The organism is Echinicola pacifica DSM 19836, from assembly GCF_000373245.1.
Classification (GTDB): domain Bacteria; phylum Bacteroidota; class Bacteroidia; order Cytophagales; family Cyclobacteriaceae; genus Echinicola; species Echinicola pacifica.
The window spans coordinates 728203-745363 of the sequence record NZ_KB890738.1 but is presented as its reverse complement, the minus strand read 5'-3'; the positions used below and the strand labels follow the sequence as shown (position 1 = coordinate 745363).

At 45.1% G+C, this 17161-nt stretch carries 13 protein-coding genes; 6 read left to right on the top strand and 7 right to left on the bottom strand.

What is annotated here, in order from left to right; translation table 11 throughout:
* Nucleotides 1-54: 54 nt before the first annotated feature.
* Both B050_RS0103110 and B050_RS0103105 read right to left on the bottom strand, forming a co-directional pair.
* Nucleotides 55-636, bottom strand: coding sequence for a TetR/AcrR family transcriptional regulator (locus tag B050_RS0103110; protein WP_026235587.1), 582 nt, complete (start codon nucleotides 634-636; stop codon nucleotides 55-57).
* A gap of 262 nt (nucleotides 637-898) precedes the next feature.
* Nucleotides 899-1654 carry an SDR family oxidoreductase gene (locus B050_RS0103105; RefSeq protein ID WP_018472422.1) on the bottom strand — a complete coding sequence of 252 codons (756 nt, stop codon included), beginning with the start codon at nucleotides 1652-1654 and terminating at the stop codon, nucleotides 899-901.
* 304 nt (nucleotides 1655-1958) lie between these two features.
* On the opposite strand from B050_RS0103105, the gene recG reads away from it, so the two are divergent.
* Nucleotides 1959-4052 carry an ATP-dependent DNA helicase RecG gene (gene recG, locus B050_RS0103100; protein ID WP_018472421.1) on the top strand — a complete coding sequence of 698 codons (2094 nt, stop codon included), beginning with the start codon at nucleotides 1959-1961 and terminating at the stop codon, nucleotides 4050-4052.
* On the opposite strand, the gene B050_RS0103095 is transcribed toward recG, so the two are convergent.
* The gene (locus B050_RS0103095; protein WP_018472420.1) at nucleotides 4045-4590 is read right to left on the bottom strand and encodes a hypothetical protein; all 546 of its coding nucleotides are present in this window, start codon (nucleotides 4588-4590) and stop codon (nucleotides 4045-4047) included. The genes recG and B050_RS0103095 overlap by 8 nt on opposite strands.
* 356 nt (nucleotides 4591-4946) lie before the next feature.
* Here B050_RS0103095 and B050_RS0103090 point away from each other — a divergent pair, with 356 nt between their 5' ends.
* The 3 genes from B050_RS0103090 (at nucleotide 4947) to B050_RS0103075 (ending at nucleotide 11220) form a co-directional block, all read left to right on the top strand.
* Entirely contained in the window at nucleotides 4947-6380 is a 1434-nt protein-coding gene (locus tag B050_RS0103090) for a cellulase family glycosylhydrolase (RefSeq protein ID WP_018472419.1), read from the top strand.
* A 427-nt stretch (nucleotides 6381-6807) separates the two neighbouring features.
* Nucleotides 6808-9039, top strand: a complete 2232-nt coding sequence (katG, locus tag B050_RS0103085; RefSeq protein ID WP_018472418.1) for a catalase/peroxidase HPI — start codon at nucleotides 6808-6810, stop codon at nucleotides 9037-9039.
* A 513-nt stretch (nucleotides 9040-9552) separates the two neighbouring features.
* Nucleotides 9553-11220 carry a M1 family metallopeptidase gene (locus B050_RS0103075; RefSeq protein WP_018472417.1) on the top strand — a complete coding sequence of 556 codons (1668 nt, stop codon included), beginning with the start codon at nucleotides 9553-9555 and terminating at the stop codon, nucleotides 11218-11220.
* 90 nt (nucleotides 11221-11310) lie between these two features.
* On the opposite strand, the gene B050_RS0103070 is transcribed toward B050_RS0103075, so the two are convergent.
* Nucleotides 11311-11787 (bottom strand): GNAT family N-acetyltransferase, encoded by a 477-nt coding sequence (locus tag B050_RS0103070; RefSeq protein ID WP_157492504.1) that lies wholly within the window; start codon nucleotides 11785-11787, stop codon nucleotides 11311-11313.
* A 421-nt stretch (nucleotides 11788-12208) separates the two neighbouring features.
* On the opposite strand from B050_RS0103070, the gene B050_RS0103065 reads away from it, so the two are divergent.
* Both B050_RS0103065 and B050_RS0103060 read left to right on the top strand, forming a co-directional pair.
* Nucleotides 12209-13483, top strand: a complete 1275-nt coding sequence (locus B050_RS0103065) for an alginate export family protein (RefSeq protein ID WP_018472415.1) — start codon at nucleotides 12209-12211, stop codon at nucleotides 13481-13483.
* A 498-nt stretch (nucleotides 13484-13981) separates the two neighbouring features.
* Nucleotides 13982-14491, top strand: a complete 510-nt coding sequence (locus B050_RS0103060; protein ID WP_157492502.1) for a hypothetical protein — start codon at nucleotides 13982-13984, stop codon at nucleotides 14489-14491.
* 3 nt (nucleotides 14492-14494) lie between these two features.
* Here the strand turns inward: B050_RS0103060 and B050_RS0103055 are convergent, their stop codons facing one another.
* The 3 genes from B050_RS0103055 to B050_RS0103045 form a co-directional block, all read right to left on the bottom strand.
* Nucleotides 14495-15064, bottom strand: coding sequence for a pentapeptide repeat-containing protein (locus B050_RS0103055; RefSeq protein ID WP_018472413.1), 570 nt, complete (start codon nucleotides 15062-15064; stop codon nucleotides 14495-14497).
* An 18-nt stretch (nucleotides 15065-15082) separates the two neighbouring features.
* Nucleotides 15083-15796: a ZIP family metal transporter gene (locus B050_RS0103050; RefSeq protein WP_018472412.1), complete on the bottom strand. Its 714-nt coding sequence runs from the start codon at nucleotides 15794-15796 to the stop codon at nucleotides 15083-15085.
* 144 nt (nucleotides 15797-15940) lie between these two features.
* A complete protein-coding gene (locus B050_RS0103045; RefSeq protein WP_018472411.1) occupies nucleotides 15941-17011 on the bottom strand; it encodes a BamA/TamA family outer membrane protein in 1071 nt (356 codons plus the stop codon).
* Nucleotides 17012-17161: the final 150 nt, after the last annotated feature.

The window sequence follows — 17161 nt, the reverse complement described above, 5'->3', positions numbered from 1 at the left end:
TTGAGGCTATTTTGATCTTTTATGGGCTGTTTTCTAAATAGCAATGAGCCTTAATTAGCCTAATAGAGTCATGGCGATATGGATAGAATCGGAAAGTTCCTTTTTATTTGGGCGCACTTTGGAGACCACACGGATACCACTGTATAAGGTATATAACAGGATTGACAGCGATTTCAGGTCCATATTACCTTTTAATTGGCCATCAAGCTTTCCTTTCTTGAGGTATTCATAGAAGATCAGTTGAAAATCTCCTTTACTTTTCTCTAGAATTTCTACGATGCTTTCGTCGTTTGGAATCAGCTCGGTGGTGGTATTCACCACAAAGCATCCTTTATGATCTTCATCCTCCACGGCTTCCCGAATAGCAATTTCAAATAATTCCGAAAATCCTTCTTTTACATTCGGCCGAGCCTCAAAAAACTGAATTAAGCCCTCCTTATTCGTCCTACGGTACAGATCAAAAGCACTCTTAAAAAGTTGGTCCTTCCCTCCAAAGGTGTCATAAAGACTTGCCCTATTGATTCCAAGATGGCTCACCAAGTCTTGCATGGAAGTGGCCGCATAGCCTTGTTTCCAAAACAAATTCATGGCTTTCCTAAGCACTTCCTGTTCATCAAATAACTTCACTCTTGGCATAATTTGGCTGGCTCTATATGGAATTGGAAATCTATTCTCACTGGTATTTACAAATTTGAGCAGCGCGATCATCTCCCTATTTCTCTTTCGCTAAGCCCCTATCTACCTTCCATTCTAAAGAACCCTTCTAGTTTGGACTGCTTCATTAGAATCATTAATAGGAATCAAAAGTCTTTAGAAACACATAAACATTTGTGGAAGCGACTACCGCTCCCACAAATGTACTGTTCTGGAACTATCATTCCAAAAATGGCCAAAAAATTTAATTCATAATCGGATTGATGATGATACCGCCATCAATATTATATTCTCCACCCGTGATAAAAGAAGCATCGTCGGAGGCTAAAAACGAAACGAGTTTTGCGATATCCTCCGGAGTTCCAAACCGCTTCAGGGGAATTCGGTTCTCCATTGCTTCAGCGAAACCGTTGAGTTGATTCTCTGCCATTCCTGTCTTTGCGAAGATGGGAGTGGATACTGGCCCGGGGTTCACGGCATTTACACGGATTCTTCTCACGGCCAATTCCGTGGCGGCCGTACGTGTATAGGAATTAAGCGCTGCCTTGGAAGCGGCATAAACGGCCGTATTGGGCATGCCCGTATAGGCATTAATAGAAGATAAGTTGATGATGGAAGCCCCATCATTTAACAATGGCAGAAATTTCTCTATCGTAAAAAATGCCCCTTTGAAGTTGATACCCATCTGATGGTCAAACATCTCCTCACTAATCTGACCAATGGGCGCAGGCTGAAAAATACCTGCGTTCACAAAGAGAATGTCCACCTTCTCAAAGTCTCTCCCAATCTGACCCACCAACTCATCAATGGCTGCCAGGCTCAGCACATCTGCCACCAAGCCTGTCACGCCCAGGTCCTGCGCTGCAGACTGCACCTTTTCCAAATCTCTGCCAGTAATAATTACCGTCGCTCCCTGCTCCTTCATTTCTCTGGCGGAGGCATAACCTATGCCACTGTTCCCGCCCGTCACCAATGCTACTTTTCCTTTTAATTTGCTCATTACATCCTTTATTTAAATGTGTGAAAAATACTGGAACAATCATTCCGTTTACAAACATAAGTATATTAGAACGAACATTCCAAATAAATTCTTAGAAATAATATGTTTAACAACAGGCTAGAATCTAATCAAAAAACAGTTAAGCCCTAGAAGATCAATCCTGAAGGTAATTTTACTAAAGGACCTCCACCGAGAGTACTCTTCTATCGATAGGATTAGGAGTAATAATAAGGTTTGGAATAGTTTTTTCAGGCATTAAAAATTAATTTGCCCAAAATTTCACCATCACCTAGAGAGAAGTAGTTTGCCAAGATTCTTTGATACTAAAATAGAATTTTTGAAAGGCGTCGGGCCGCAGAAATCCGCCTTATTAAATAAGGAGTTGGATATCTTTACCTTCGGGGAGCTGCTGCAGCATTATCCATTTCGATACGAGGACCGCACGAAATTTTATAAGATCAATGAGATCCGTGACAGCATGGAGCATGTGCAGGTGGTCGCAAAAATACGGCGGGTGGAGACCATAGGAATGGCACGCCGCAAGCGACTTGTCGCCCATGTGGAGGATGAAACGGGCAGCATGGAACTGACTTGGTTTAAGGGTATCCAGTGGGTATCTAAGAAACTGGTAATTGGGGCCACTTTTATTTTCTTCGGAAAGCCCAATCTATATGGAAGGAAGTTTAGCATTGCCCATCCAGAAATGGAGCCCCTGTCTGAGGCAAAGGAGGAAAAGAGCTTCTACCAACCAGTATATCCCACCACCGAAAAACTCCGAATAAAATACCTGGATAGCAAGGGTATCTCCAAAATAATGGGTCTGCTGCTACAAAGCGCCTATCCACAGATCCAGGAAACCCTTCCTGCCACGATTATGACCCGCTTCAACCTGATCTCGAAGCAGGAAGCCATGCGGCAGATACACTTCCCCGAGAACGAAGACATACTCCAAAAGGCCCGTTTTAGGTTAAAATTTGAAGAGTTTTTCTTCGTTCAGCTGCGCCTACTAAAGCTAAAGCTCACTCGAACGGAAAAGTATCGTGGCCAGCAATTGGGCAAGACCGACTTGGTAGGAAAGTTTTATAGCGAGCATTTGCCATTTGAGCTTACCAATGCGCAGAAAAGGGTGATCAAGGAATCCTTTGCTGATATGCGCTCCGGCCGGCAGATGAATCGCCTTGTCCAGGGAGATGTGGGAAGCGGCAAAACCATGGTAGCTTTTATCTGTGCACTGATCGCAATCAGCTCCGGTGCGCAAACCTGCCTAATGGCTCCCACAGAAATTCTGGCCAACCAGCATTATGAAGGCCTAAAAGAATATGCCGATAAAATGGACCTTAGCATAGAACTGCTAACCGGCTCCACTAAAAAATCGGTCCGCAGGAGAATCCACGAGCAGCTCCTTAGCGGAGAGCTGCAAATACTGATCGGCACCCATGCTTTGCTGGAGGACATCGTGCAGTTCCAGAATCTTGGGTTGGCCATTGTGGATGAGCAGCACCGCTTCGGCGTGGCCCAAAGGGCGAAATTATGGGCCAAGAATAAGAATTTCTATCCCCATGTCCTCGTGATGACCGCCACACCCATCCCTCGTACGCTCGCCATGACCCTCTATGGAGACCTCGATATCTCCGTCATCGATGAATTGCCGGCAGGAAGGAAGCCCATACAGACCGTGCACCGATTTGACAAGGACCGGCTAAAGGTTTTTGGCTTCATGAGGAAGGAAATAGAACTGGGACGACAGATCTATGTGGTGTATCCCTTGATTGAGGAATCGGAAAAGATGGACCTTAAGAGTCTCATGGATGGCTACGAAAGTGTCTGCAGGGCCTTTCCTCAATACCCTATCAGCATCGTCCATGGTAACCAGAAGGCGGCCGATAAGGAATTTGAAATGCAGCGATTCGTCAAAGGAGAGACAAAGATCATGGTCGCCACCACGGTGATCGAGGTGGGGGTAAATGTCCCTAATGCCTCGGTCATGATCATCGAAAATGCCGAACGATTTGGCCTTTCGCAGCTGCACCAGCTCCGCGGACGGGTAGGAAGAGGTGCTGAGCAGTCCTATTGTATTCTAATGAGCAAATATGAATTGTCCAAAGACAGCAGGGTGCGATTAGACACCATGGTTCGCACCAATAATGGCTTTGAAATAGCAGATGTCGATCTCAAATTACGTGGTCCCGGAGACCTGATGGGCACCCAGCAAAGTGGCGTGGCTGACCTGATCATTGCTGACCTGAGCAAGGATGCTCCTATCCTCACCTTAGCCAGAGACGCCGCCCAAAACCTCATCGCAGAAGACCCTGAAATCAGCCAGCCTCAAAACGCTATGGTCTTGCGACAAATAAAAAATCAGAAAAAACACGCTGTAAACTGGAGCAGGATCAGCTAGTGACCTCTTTGCAGGGAACTTCTTCCCGAATGGAAAGAGCCGCACGGATCTCAAAACAGCGATTATAATGCTCAAACCTGATCCACATCAGCAAGGCACCGATCGTCAAAAGTGGTCCCCAAAAAGATAGTTGCTCCCAATAGAAATACGAAATCGGCAATAAATTTAAGAAAGTCCCCCTGGCTATTCGATCCCGGCTGCTTCTGCTGGACAGCTCACTATTGAGATCAGGATAAGATTTTTCTATTTCCACCTTCTCCTTCCAAAATAATTTCAATTGCGACAAAGTATATTGCCCATCCGTAGATTCCAAAACCGTCTGAGCCGCACGACGCCGAATTTCATTCTTTAGCGGACGAGTCAATAGCCAAGCCAATACATCCACAAACATCCCCAGAACATAGGCTATGGGAATTAAAAATAAGGTCTCCCCCATATCGATTTTACTAAGTTCGACAGGTTTCACAAGCTGAAGAATCCATAGCAACGCTATGCTGCCATTGATGAGGTACTCGATCAATAATCCCGGTAAAGCCATACTAAAAGGTATAGGGTGAAAACAAAATTCGCCGATAAAGAAATAAAAAGCTTAGCCTCTCGGCTGCTTACCACGGTAAGGAATTCCTATGAAGAATCAATACAATGGATCCCTTCCATAGTCTCCCTCAAAACAAATAAAAACTGACTAATACAGACATAAGTTACTTATTTTCAGCCTTAAATACTAAGCTCATTTTTACAGTTCCAAATAATAGGCCAGCGAATATTCGACAAAGACCGCAAATCCCATTGATATAAGGAGAAAAAATAAATTAATTGTTAAAAAAACATTTTTGTCCCTTAATATTAACAAACCTGCCCCCCTTCCCAATCCTCCAAAGGATACCTTTGTGTATGTCAGATGTGGTAACTTCTATTCATTCAGGCCTGAAATTTCTTTGGCTCAGTTTGCTAGCCTTTGGGCTGAGCATGGCTTGTTCCAGTTCGGAGGAAAGCCCCGCATATTTAGAACTTTCCAGTACAAATATGGATCTGCTAGCCGAGGCTTCACAAACCATAGTGATGGTAAAGGCAACAGGCAATTGGCAGCTCAGCTCCACATTGGAATGGGTGGAAGTCTCCCCCAGCTCGGGAACCGGTAATGCACAGGTCAACCTAAAAACACTTGCCAATTCAGGCACCGCGGCGCGAAAAGGAGAACTGATAATTACCTCAGGAAGTCTTTCGAAGACCTTATATATAAATCAGGACGGCCGGGACTATCCCGATTACTATAGCCCTCCCAACAAGGAAGGAATGAGAGAAATCACCAGTCTTGACATGGCGAGCCAGCTGGGGATTGGCTGGAATCTCGGCAACTCTCTGGAGGCGATCGGTGGAGAGACCGCCTGGGGTAATCCCAGGGTAAGTCCGGCCATGATTGCAGCGGTGAAGGCAGCTGGCTTTTCAACGGTGAGGATCCCTGTGGCCTGGAGCCGGTTTACCAATGCTTCCCAATATACCATAGACCCTGCCTGGATGGCAAGGGTGGAAGAAGTCGTGGGCTATGTGCTGGATCAGGAAATGAATGTCATCCTAAATATGCATTGGGATGGCGGATGGATGCAGCCGACTTTTGCTGAGCAGGCTGAGGTGAATAAACGATTGGAGAAAATGTGGATTCAGATAGCCCTTCACTTTAGAGATTATAATGATCAGCTGCTTTTTGCGGGTAGCAATGAGGTAATGGTAGAAGGCGACTATTCTACTCCAAAAGCGGAAAATATCACGGTCCAAAATGGGTTCAATCAAACCTTTGTGAATGCTATTCGCAGCACTGGCGGCAGGAACACCTATAGACATCTACTCGTCCAGGCCTACAATACCAATATAGATTATGCGGTGGCCCACCTGCAGCTTCCAGAGGATACCACCGAAGATCGGCTGATGGTGGAAGTTCATTATTACGACCCATATGAATTTGCCTTAAAAGAAACCAATGAGGTGCTTCAATGGGGTAAAAACGCCACAGATTCCAAGCAAACAGCTGGATGGGGTGAGGAAGAGCATGCTATTCATCAATTTAAAAAACTTAAGCAGACTTATGTGGATAAGGGCGTTCCGGTGATTATTGGTGAATTTGGTGCTATCGCCAAATTGGATAATTCCGCTCATCATGAGTTCAGAACTTATTATATAGAGACCATCGTGCAGCAGATGTTAAATCATGACCTCGTGCCCATATATTGGGACAATGGCCATACTGGAAATTATGGATTCGGCCTATTCGATAGAGATCAAGCTAAAACCCTCTATCCGGCAATGATCTATAGTCTAACCAAGCATTAAATAATAACCCCTAATTAATCGGGCTGTTTCCAAATGGATGCAGCCCATTTTTTATTTTAATAGATTAAACTTCCCAACCGATCAGGCATAGCTATTCTCTGTTTTATAGCGCAAAACCATTCATAGAACCTCAGAAAGCGAAGATTCCTCCCTTTACATTCCAATACTTTGGGCTCATTTTTAGGCTATAGAAGAGTGGCTGCGGCTTTCCGATCAAGTAATGAGTCAGATATAGACTTCACAGCGGAGAGGGATAGCGACAAAACTCTTAAAATCACTAGCCAAAAGCCGAGTACTAAAGGGAGTTTCTTGGAGAAATAGGGATTATTTTTTAAATTAAATGAGTTCTTTTTATCACTACAAATGCTGTTATAAATAATGTTTTTTACTGCTAAAATTCTAAAATAATCGCTTAAACCTAACAAAAATGGAAAACAACGGAGGCTCAAGAAGTTTTGATGTAAACGAAGACAATGCAGGTAAATGTCCCTTTGCGGGAGCTGCACCAAAAAAGAGTGCAGGGGGAGGAACCCGAAATCGGGACTGGTGGCCCAACCAACTAAAAGTAAATGTACTTAGGCAAAATTCCTCTTTGTCTAACCCCATGGGAGAAGACTTCAATTACCCTGAGGCCTTCAATAGCCTAGATTATGCGGGGATCAAGAAGGATTTGAATGAGCTTATGACAGATTCCCAGGATTGGTGGCCGGCAGATTTCGGGCATTACGGTGGACTATTTATCCGAATGGCCTGGCATAGCGCCGGTACATATAGGATTGGGGATGGGCGAGGTGGAGCAGGCCGGGGGCAGCAGCGCTATGCACCCTTAAATAGCTGGCCGGACAATGCGAGTTTGGATAAAGCGAGGAGACTTTTATGGCCCATTAAGCAGAAATATGGAAATAAGATTTCATGGGCAGACTTATATATATTAGCGGGCAATGTGGCCCTGGAGAGCATGGGATTTGAAACTTTTGGTTATGCTGGAGGCCGTGAGGATACTTGGGAGCCGGAGGAGGATGTGTATTGGGGTACGGAAACAGAATGGCTTTCTGATAAGCGATATTCTGGTAAGAGGGATTTGGAAGATCCCCTGGCCTCAGTGGTCATGGGCTTGATCTATGTGGATCCGGAAGGGCCAAATGCCAATGGTGATCCACTTTCTGCGGCAGCAGATATTCGGGAGACTTTTGGAAGAATGGCGATGAATGATGAGGAGACCGTGGCTCTGATAGCGGGTGGACATACCTTTGGAAAAACCCATGGGGCAGCCGATCCGGGAGAATTCATCGGGCCAGAGCCAGAAGCTTCGCCGATCGAGCAGCAGGGATTTGGTTGGAAAAACAGCTTCGAATCCGGCGTAGGAGCGCATGCCATCACAGGTGGCCCCGAAGTCACTTGGACAGAAACTCCCACCAGATGGAGTAATAATTTCTTCGAAAACCTATTCAAATTTGAGTGGGAAATGGTGAAAAGCCCTGCCGGTGCCAAGCAATGGGTGGCTAAGGATGCGGAAGCGACCATTCCTGATGCCTTTGATCAAAATAAAAAGCATAAGCCTACCATGCTGACCACGGATTTATCCTTGCGATTTGATCCGGAATACGAAAAGATATCCAGAAGATTTCTGGAGAACCCCGACCAGTTTGCAGATGCCTTTGCCAAAGCTTGGTTTAAGCTTACCCACAGAGATATGGGTCCAAAAGACCGATACCTAGGTCCAGAGGTGCCTCAGGAGGATATGATCTGGCAAGATCCCATTCCAGCTTTGGACCATGAACTGGTCAGCGCCGCTGAGGTCACAGCCCTCAAAGCCAAAGTGCTGCAATCCGGCCTTAGCATAAGCGAACTGGTATCCACCGCCTGGGCTTCGGCCTCCACCTTCCGTGGTTCAGATAAACGTGGCGGAGCCAATGGAGCACATATCAGACTGGAACCCATGAAAAACTGGGAGGTCAATAAACCCGAACAACTGGCAAAAGTGCTGAAAACCCTCGAGGGGATCCAACAGGAATTCAATGCGAATCAGCCTGGAAACAAAAAAATATCCATGGCCGATCTTATCGTGCTGGCAGGCTGTGCAGCAGTGGAAAAAGCGGCCAAAGAAGCCGGACATGAAATCACCGTGCCCTTCACTCCTGGAAGGATGGACGCCAGGCAAGATCAGGTGGAAGTCGATACCTTCGGCTTTTTGGAGCCTTTTGCCGATGGCTTCCGCAGCTATCGACGTACCAAATATAATGTCTCCACCGAGGATTTGCTGGTGGACAAGGCCAACCTTCTTACGCTTACTCCGCCAGAGCTTACCGCCCTGATGGGAGGCTTGAAGGTATTGGGCGTCAATTATGATGAGTCCACCCACGGCCTATTTACCGATAAGCCCGGTCGCCTCACCAACGACTTTTTCCTCAACCTACTGGATATGGGCACAGAGTGGAAGTCAGTTTCTGAAGACAACGAGGTATTTGAAGGCTATGATCGCAAGTCCAAGCATAAAAAATGGTCCGCCACCCGTGCCGACCTGATCTTTGGCTCCAATGCAGAATTGCGTGCCCAAGCCGAGGTATATGCCTGTAAGGATTCTGAAGGCAAACTCGTTAGGGATTTTGTGAAAGCATGGGACAAGGTCATGATGCTGGATCGATATGATCTAAAATAATAAAGTTAGAAGAAGAGATTCGGGAATTCTACATTGCTGGCTTGGACCGGTCTTAGAACTCCTGAATCTTCCTCCTTGGAAGCTCCTGGCTAGCCAGGTCCTCCAAAATTTCTTCTACTAGCTATTTTAGCCAATATAATTGGAGCTGTTTCATTTACTTAAATTGAAAGTCCGAACCATATAATGGATTCAAACACTGGCTTTCGATCCTCAAAGAGCTGATCAGGGCAAGTCCCTGCCAAAAGCCTCTACCGGGAAATAAGTGATAGAAACAGCTCCTTTTCTTATAACCCCCTATTTTTAAGCCGCCATTCCTACTATGCTTCCTGCGAATATTTTTTAGATGTGAATTGGTATCATCCTTCATGAGCATCAATCAGAGACCCTTCTGCCAGCATGATCGCCCTCTCCTGGATGGCCTTAGTTTCCTATTTAGCTTCTATTTCTTAGATATATTGATTAAATAGCCTGTATTAAATAGGCATTTTGTATTTATTAAGTTAAGCAGAGACAATGAAAAATTTTCTTGTAGGAATAATCGTATTATTGAGCACTCAAATCAGTAATGCACAGCTATTTCCCCATTCGGGTACCTTCACCCGGCAGGACACCTTAAGAGGGAGCATTACTCCTGAGCGTGCCTGGTGGGACCTGCTCCATTATACCTTGGATATTGAGGTTTTTCCTGCCTCCAAGACACTGGCAGGCCATAATACTATGAAGTATAAGGTGATAAATAAGCAGACCAAAGAGCTACAGATCGACCTGCAAGCACCTATGAAATTAACCAGGGCCGTTCAGGAAGGGGAGGAATTGGTCATTCGGCAGGATGGGAATGCGCACTTTATTTTGCTTAAGCAAACTCAAAAAGAGGGTAAGACCTATGAGATTACCTTTTCCTTCGAGGGCGCGCCCATCGTGGCGGAGCGTCCTCCATGGGATGGAGGCCTCACCTGGGTCCAGGATACAAATGGTAAGCCATTTATTGCCAATGCAAATCAGGGCATAGGTGCGAGCGTCTGGTGGCCTAATAAGGACCATCCTTCCGACGAACCTGATCAAGGCGCCCTACTGAAAGTGGAAGTACCCGAAAACCTAATGGATGTATCCAATGGTCAACTGATAGAAACCATCCCTCATCCGGAGAAGCAGACCAAAACCTATGTATGGGAAGTGAAAAATCCGATCAATAATTACGGAATCAATATCAATATTGGGGATTATGTGCATTTTGGCGAGGTCTATCAAGGTGAAAAAGGCCCTCTAAAAATGGACTATTATGTACTTAAGGATAATCTGGAGCAGGCAAAGGAACAATTTAAGGATGCCAAAAGAATGATGGAGGCCTTCGAATACTGGTTTGGCCCCTACCCCTTTTATGAAGATGGCTTCAAGCTGGTACAGGCACCCTACCTGGGCATGGAGCACCAAAGCTCCGTCACCTATGGCAATCAATTTATGAAGGGCTATCTGGGTCGTGATCTCAGCGGCACAGGCTGGGGACTGATGTTTGACTTTATTATTATTCATGAATCTGGCCACGAGTGGTTCGCCAATAATATTACCAATAAGGATGTGGCGGACATGTGGATCCACGAAGGCTTCACGGCCTATTCCGAGAATTTATTCCTAGACTTTCACTACGGAAAGCAGGCTGCGGAGGATTATGTGATCGGCACCCGCATGGCCATCAATAATGATCGACCAGTGATCGGCACCTATGGCGTCAACTATGAAGGCTCGGGGGATATGTATTATAAAGGAGCCAATCTGCTGCATACGCTCCGTCAGATCGTCGATGATGATGCACAGTGGCGCAGCATTTTGCGAGGGCTGAATGAGGAGTTTTATCACCAGACCGTAAGCAGCAGACAGGTGGAAGAGTATATCAGCCAAAACGCTGGCAGGGACCTCAGCTTGGTTTTTGATCAGTATCTGAGGGATGTTCGTATCCCTATTCTTAGCTATGCTTTCCGGCAAGGGCAATTGATGTACCGATGGGAAAATGCAATTCCCGGATTCAATATGCCTGTCAAGGTGGAATTGGGTGAGGAAGTCACCTGGCTTTACCCTAGTACTACCTGGAAGACCATTACGGACCTATTTGGCGCGGACCAACTTCAGGTAGATCGCAATTTCTATATCGGCACTATGGAACTAGAAGCGGGGACACCCGAATGAGGAAGGGCTGCTGATATTATAGCAATACATAGATTTAATGCTGATAAATGGTGCTTGGGCTAGGGTGAATAACCTTGGCTACTTCTTTTATCAAAATGACTTCTCCATGCGGTAATTAATTATTTCCATGCCACTGATGGTTCGTTTATTCTCATGGACATGCTGGTAATCCATTTTAGTGAAAAAAGGAACCGCCGTTTTGCTGGCATCGGTGGTGATACTAGTGGAATTTTGCTTTAGGGCTTCATTTTCCAGTGCGTGGAGCAGCCTTTCGGCCAAGCCATGACGCTGGTATGTCTGATCGACATATATAAAATCAAGGTAATTGCCGTCCTTTAAGGCTCCAAAACCCACGACCTTGCCCTCATCTACTGCCACTAGGAAGTACTCCTCACTAAGAGCCATGCTCCATCGGTCGAGGTTTACCACTGTGGAGATCCAAGCGACCAACTGCTCTTCTGAATAATCATTCTTGCAGGAACTCTGGATAGTTTCTACAAATAACTGCTGAATCATGGCCATATCATTCATCGTGGCCTGGCGGATAATGATTTCGTAGGCGTTCATATGCGGAGAGGTTTTAGATGCTAGAATAATATTACTCATTTTTCAGGGTATTATATACAATTTTTTGAAACAAAATATAGGCCATACAGTTGCTAGGCGCCTATCTCCGAAATAGAGCAGATTTTGATCCTCTGTGCAATCCAAGCCCTTAGTGAAAAAATAATGAAATCAGCCCCAGTCAAATTTTCCTGAGGGATTTTATTAGAATTATACCGCCATTTGTCACCACCCGAAGTACTATACTAGGAAAGTGAATATTTTTTTTAAAATAAATTACGTATAATACGTATTTTTACGTATTTAAAAATTACTTTTATAAGACATTATAGCCTTAAATACAATTAACAGCCTTAACCCAAGTCTTAGCCCTTCTCGATATTACGTATATTTACTTATTTTCTTAATCTATAAACTTTCAGCTATGCAATTGAAAAAGTTTTACCTTCTGACTCTCATAGGCCTGGGCTTGGCCATTATTCAAAGTCATGCTCAAGTTAAAGTCTCTGCCGAAGTCCGTCCCAGGACTGAATTTCGAAATGGTTTCAAGACTTTGACGGATGATAGCAAGGACCCAGCCTTCTTCACCGAACAGCGGTCTCGGTTATATATAGACTATTCCCAATCTAATTTCTCCTTCAAATTGGCTTTTCAGGACATTCGTATTTGGGGCGAGACGCCCCAAATCTATAAACGTGAGCCCGGCAATACCTTCCTGAGTGAGGGCTGGGGAAGATACCAGTTCTCGGATCAATGGTCTGTCAAGGTCGGCAGGCAAATTCTTGCCTATGATAATGAGCGATTTCTTGGTGGACTTGAGTGGGCTCAGCAGGGGCGTCGTCATGATGCCATGCTGATCATGTATGAAGATGAGGCCAGCAAAACCAAATTTCACCTTGGCCTGGCGTATAATCAGGATGATGATGTGGCCGAACCAGCTTTTTTGCAGGCTGATGGAGCTAATTTTTACAGTGTAAATGGAAATTATAAAACCATGCAATATGGCTGGTTCCATAAGGATTGGAACAATAGCAAGCTTTCCCTACTCGCGCTCAATGCAGGCTTTCAAAATATGGACAGCACGGTATCTAATAAGCAGACTTTTGGTATTATCGGGGGCACCAAAGCGGGAGCTGTGCAGCTAGCGGGGGACTTTTACTTCCAGTCTGGCGCTCAGGGTGCCAATGATGTAAGTGCTTTCCTGGCAGGTATCAATGCTACTGTTTCTACACGCCTGACGCCATTGACCCTTGGCATCGAATATATCTCCGGAGATGGAGATCTCAGTGATGGCAAAAACACGAACTTCAGCCCGGATTTCGGCACCAACCATGCCTTCAACGGCTTTATGGATTATTTCTTTGTGGGCAATGCCAACGGAGCGGTAGGAGTCAATGATATATACCTAAAAACCAAATGGAAAATAGGCAAAGGAAGCTTGCAAGGACATCTTCATCAGTTCATGACCGGCTCGGAGCAGTTTGACACCAATGGACAATTGCTAAGCAAAAGCATGGGAACGGAAATCGACCTCGTCTATAGCCTGCAGCTGGCGGATGCCGTGAGCTGGAACCTTGGCTATTCGCAGATGTTTGCCAGCCCTACTATGGAGGCCCTTCGCGGAGGAGATAGAAGCCATATTCAAAACTGGGCCTGGACCATGATTACTTTCAAGCCTACCCTATTTTCATCCAAATAATAAGCTAAAGGAATTCTTATTTTACCCTAAATCGTCCTTTCTAGCCCAGAGAAGGGCGATTTAGGGTAGAACCCCAGCAACTACCTTATTTCCCTAATCTCCTATACACTGAAGTCCGAGACGCTTATCAGAAGTTAAAAGTGTACTGCTGAGCTCCATAGGTCTTTAGATTATTTAATGTATTTGATCGGCTTTGCACCTGAAAGCCTTAACTTGCGCCTTGATTTCATTCTGGTCAAGAATCTAAAATCCCGAAGAAGCCCTAAGAAATTCTAAACGCTGATATCCATTCCTATAAAGTGATCGCCAGATTATGGCTTTGACTATTAGTGTAGGTCATGCATTTTTGGGATTAGGACAAGCTTGAGTAGTAATTATACCATTTAACAAAATATATTTCCTTAAGCAGCTACCTCTATTACAATGAAGACATTTGGACTTATTTTAGTACTGATAAATAGTATTGCCGTGCTAACGGCCACCGCTCAAACTGGAGAAATGACAAGAAAAATTCCCTTTTCGGATATCAGTGAGGTTCCTCAGGAATATACAGCATCAGCAGTTTCTGCAAGGATGGTCGAAACTCTAGGCTTCCGATTCAGGTATGCCACGGAAGATTTGCGTTCAGAGGATTTTCCTTTTGCGATAGAAGGTGACGGACGGAGCATTGGTGAAACCATCCAGCATATCCATGGCCTCAGCAGCCTGATGTATCAGACGATAACGGGAAATGAGCCAGCCACTGTGGAAGCCGGGGAGATCCAACAGCTTCGAGATCAGACTTTATTTATGCTTGATGATACCTACCAAAAGATGCTGAGCCTCTCTGATGAAGAGCTTTCGGCCATTATGGTACGCGGCAAATTTCCTTTTTGGAATTTCATCAATGGCCCTTTGGCGGATGCTTTATGGCACTCAGGTCAGATCGCCACGCTGAGAAGAGCCAATGGAAATCCTATGCCCACTGGCGTGAATGTCTTCACGGGTACCTTTAGCCAAGCCAAATAGGCCCTAGCGTATCACTATCCCAAATCCGTGCAGAAGGCCGACCAGATTATGCTGCGAAAACTTCGCCTTTTTGATTTGGTTTTTGTCGGGTGAAATAGAGAAATTCTCTGCCGACTGGAAGTTACATTGTATAAGATTGGTCTGGTCAAAAACTGTATCCGTACAGTCCGACTTTGAGAAATCACTGCCCATGAGGTTTGCATTAGAAAAATCTACCTGACGTAATCGGCAGTTAAGGAAAGGTGTCTTCTGCATTTTCAATTTGAAAAAGGAGCTATAATCCAGCTGGCAATCTTCAAAGGAAAGAGTGATAAGTAAGGGATCGCATTTATGGAAATGCATTCCAAAGAGCTTACAATTCTTAAAAGTGACCCCTTGGAAGGAAGCATACTGAATCTGGGCGTTGCTCAGGTCACAGTCGGTAAATGAACAATCGATAAACTTACAGTTTCTCAAATCCTCATTGCTCAGATTACACTTTGTAAAGGTACATCCATCATAATCACCAATGGGAAAAGGAATAGCGCAGAGATTTTGATCAAAGGATTGGTCCTCAAAATAGGTAGAATTCATGGCCGCAAGTTATAAATTCTACATCACTTTTTCCCCTATCATTCCCACCAAAAATCCCAAACAAGCCCCTAAGGCGGCCCAATTCTGCTTTTTCATTTTACTTGCCGGCGCAATGTCCTGAAAGAGAAGGTATAATATTCCACCACTGGCAAAGACCATAAGGTGCGCGGTGATTGCTGGCTGATCCCTCATAAAGAAATGTCCCACCAAGGCTCCCGCAATTCCAGCGAAGCTCAGGAAAAACAAGATCCAAAGGGTTTTGCGGATGGTAAAGCCACTTCTGACCAAGTCCCTATAAGAGTTAAATGATTCCGGGAGATTTTGGAGGCCTATAAAGATCGCCAGTAGCGTTCCCGTGGTCCGGTCATTGGCAAAGAGGGCTCCTAAGGCGATAGATTCCGGGATAAAATCCATAAGCATGGCCAGCAGCTGCGCCACCTTTCCCCCCTTTTTGGAAAGATAAGATTCGGCGAGAAAAAACAGAATCGCCCCTGCACTAAAACTCAATAACAGTGGCAACAGCTCTAGCTCTTCCAAGCCCTTGGGAATAAGTACCAAGGCGACGGCCGAAAGGATAATCCCACCCCCAAAGGCGATGGCAGTATGGGTGATTTTCTCCTTTACCTGCGGTTCTTTGATATGATGGCTGAAACCCTTGCCCAGCAATCCCCCAATAAAAACCGTGATACCCGAAAATCCTGCATAAAGGATGATTTGAAATAGGTCGCTCATGATCAGGTGAATTTTGCTATACAGATGAATTGTCCCTCAAAAACAATGCTCTTTATTACCCCAAAGGGGCATATTAGACTAAATTTCCTCTAAGCTCATGCCATTGTCAATCCATGATAAGATGGCCGGGCGCTGGCACTGTGATCAAAAAGCCTCCCCGATCCTAAAATACACTCCCCAATCGTCCTTGCCCACTGCCGCATCAATGCCGATATTGAATTTCACTGTTTTGAAGGCACGGTATCGATAGCCGATACCCGCGCCAGGATAGAGCTTCCAGTTGAAACTCTCGGTGTCTGAGCCATAGATGGTGGCCATTCCGGCAAAACCCACCATGCCCATTTTGGGATTGAAATTATATCGATACTCACCCTGCAAAGCCAGCAAACCATCTCCACGAAATTGTCCTTGAGAATACCCACGAATGTCCTTTCCTCCGATCACCTGCTGCTGCTCAAAGGCGATATCTCCTAAGCCAAATTTGCCCGAAAACCTGGCAGCAAGTACATCTTGTTTATCCCGCATAGAGTAATAGGTATTGTACTCCGTCAATATTTTATTGGCCCCTACTTCATTTCCAAACCATTCACCATAGTTTATCCAGCGAAGTTTGCTTTTGATGCCTTGGGTGGGATAATAAACTGCGTCCCGGGTGTCCATCATCAAATTGAGCTCCAGACCATTATTGCGTATGGTGCTGGGAGGGTTTACATCGTCCTCATATTCGGTGTCATGATGGGCATAGGTATAGCTAAGCCCCCCATATATTCCCGACCAAATTTTCCGCTGCGCACCCGCGCTGATCACATACGTTTTGGTGCCGTAATCATAGAAGCCAGGCACCTCCACATCCTCGGTGAAGAACTGTGAATTGTGATCTCCAGCAAGGGCAAATAACTTAAATCGCCATTGATCTTCCTTAATATACCAGCGATTGAAGAGGGTAAAGAAATAACTGCCATTGGTAGTATATACCAACGAAGAGCCAGTAAGAGATTTCGGAGAAATGGTATCTAAAGGATTGAGACGATACATGGCCATGGGGATGGCGCCAAACATCACCTTCATATTTCGATTATAACTCAGAAAAGGCATGACACTAATATCCACCGCTTTCTCGATGCTTTTGCTGCTATCCGCTTTGGTATGCTGCGCAATGGAGGGAATAGCCGAAATTAAAAATAGACTTATAAATAATATCCTGATCCTGGACATAAGAGAAATGCTTGGAAGATTGACTTGTAATATCGGCAATGAATTTGTCTTTACGGAAAAAACCCAAGCATAATACGCTTCTTAAAGGTAGAAATCACCTACTATAATCCTCAGTGTCCACCACAGTACTTGCTCACTATTAAAAATACC

Coding starts and splice junctions, on each gene's coding strand:
- B050_RS0103110 (WP_026235587.1), bottom strand. CDS start 636: ATGCCAAGAGTGAAGTTATTTGATGAACAGGAAGTGCTTAGGAAAGCC.
- B050_RS0103105 (WP_018472422.1), bottom strand. CDS start 1,654: ATGAGCAAATTAAAAGGAAAAGTAGCATTGGTGACGGGCGGGAACAGT.
- B050_RS0103095 (WP_018472420.1), bottom strand. CDS start 4,590: ATGGCTTTACCGGGATTATTGATCGAGTACCTCATCAATGGCAGCATA.
- B050_RS0103090 (WP_018472419.1), top strand. CDS start 4,947: ATGTCAGATGTGGTAACTTCTATTCATTCAGGCCTGAAATTTCTTTGG.
- katG (WP_018472418.1), top strand. CDS start 6,808: ATGGAAAACAACGGAGGCTCAAGAAGTTTTGATGTAAACGAAGACAAT.
- B050_RS0103075 (WP_018472417.1), top strand. CDS start 9,553: ATGAAAAATTTTCTTGTAGGAATAATCGTATTATTGAGCACTCAAATC.
- B050_RS0103070 (WP_157492504.1), bottom strand. CDS start 11,787: ATGAACGCCTACGAAATCATTATCCGCCAGGCCACGATGAATGATATG.
- B050_RS0103065 (WP_018472415.1), top strand. CDS start 12,209: ATGCAATTGAAAAAGTTTTACCTTCTGACTCTCATAGGCCTGGGCTTG.
- B050_RS0103060 (WP_157492502.1), top strand. CDS start 13,982: ATGACAAGAAAAATTCCCTTTTCGGATATCAGTGAGGTTCCTCAGGAA.
- B050_RS0103055 (WP_018472413.1), bottom strand. CDS start 15,064: ATGAATTCTACCTATTTTGAGGACCAATCCTTTGATCAAAATCTCTGC.
- B050_RS0103050 (WP_018472412.1), bottom strand. CDS start 15,796: ATGAGCGACCTATTTCAAATCATCCTTTATGCAGGATTTTCGGGTATC.
- B050_RS0103045 (WP_018472411.1), bottom strand. CDS start 17,011: ATGTCCAGGATCAGGATATTATTTATAAGTCTATTTTTAATTTCGGCT.